We start from the raw sequence: 989 nt of genomic DNA on the forward strand, positions 1-989 counted from the left end.
ATTTGGTATCCATCGTGGCACTGATTTGATGGGCTAATATCTTACGCGTTTGTAACTCTAAAACTGACGCTAAATAGACCCACTGACCATTACTCAACTTTAAATAAGTGATGTCCATGCTCCAAGCGTTGGCTTCGGGTGAATGCCTGATTAAGTTGGGACGTTGACGATAATCAACAGTTGTCGTTGGTTTGTTAAATCGACGACTCATGACAGAGTATATGCCAGCTTCTCGCATTAAACGACGAACTCGGTTGGTTCCATGATGCAAATTCAGATCAGCTAATGCTAATCGCAGACGTGGCGCGCCATAAGCTTTATAGTTATTTTGCCAAATTTCACGCAACAAAGCTTTTAAGATCGTGTCTTCTCGTTGTCGTTGGCTCTCAGTATAGTGAACCCAATCAAAGTAGGTGCTTTTGGGTATTTTGAGTAGGCGAAGCACCATCATGAGTTTAAAATGCTGTTTTAGCAATGATTGGACAATAGGAAAATGGGTCTTACGTGTTACTTGCGATGTTCGCCCAGCAAAACGGCCGCAATTTTTAAAATTTCGTTTTCTTCTTTGAGTCTTGCGACTTCTTTCTGCATTGCATTAAATTGGGCGCGAGTCACTGGCTTACCAGTAACGTCCGTCCCAATGATTTGGGCTTTCTTCACCCAACCCGTGACGGTTTGTACAGCCAAATGGTATTCATTGGCTAGAGAATTAGCAGAACGTCCCTCGTTATACAAGGCGACAATTGATGACTTAAATTCTGTTGAGTATCGCTTAGCTTTCATAATATAAAAAAACTCCTATACTTGATTATCTCGGATTATGCCCTAGAAATAAAGCAGTCCGGATTTTCAGTATACGAGCATAAGTCAAGTGGAAATTAAAATCACGGTTGAATTAAAGGAGGTGAAATATCTTAAAGAAGCGCTATTTTAATAAGCTTATGCATCGATAAAATTTGATGATAAGCTGAATTTAAACTTTGTTAAGT

Annotated in this window: 2 protein-coding genes; both read right to left on the reverse strand. The window is 39.8% G+C overall.

Going from position 1 to position 989, the window contains the following annotated elements; all coding sequences use genetic code 11:
* The coding region (locus BMG01_RS10615; RefSeq protein WP_143472305.1) for an IS3 family transposase at positions 1-451 on the reverse strand (451 nt) is incomplete at its 3' end.
* Positions 452-507: 56 nt separating this feature from the next.
* Positions 508-783, reverse strand: a complete 276-nt coding sequence (locus BMG01_RS10620; protein ID WP_004910748.1) for a transposase — start codon at positions 781-783, stop codon at positions 508-510.
* Between the last annotated feature and the right edge of the window lie 206 nt (positions 784-989).

This window comes from Leuconostoc sp. BM2 (genome assembly GCF_002095565.1).
GTDB classification, from domain to species: Bacteria; Bacillota; Bacilli; order Lactobacillales; family Lactobacillaceae; genus Leuconostoc; species Leuconostoc falkenbergense.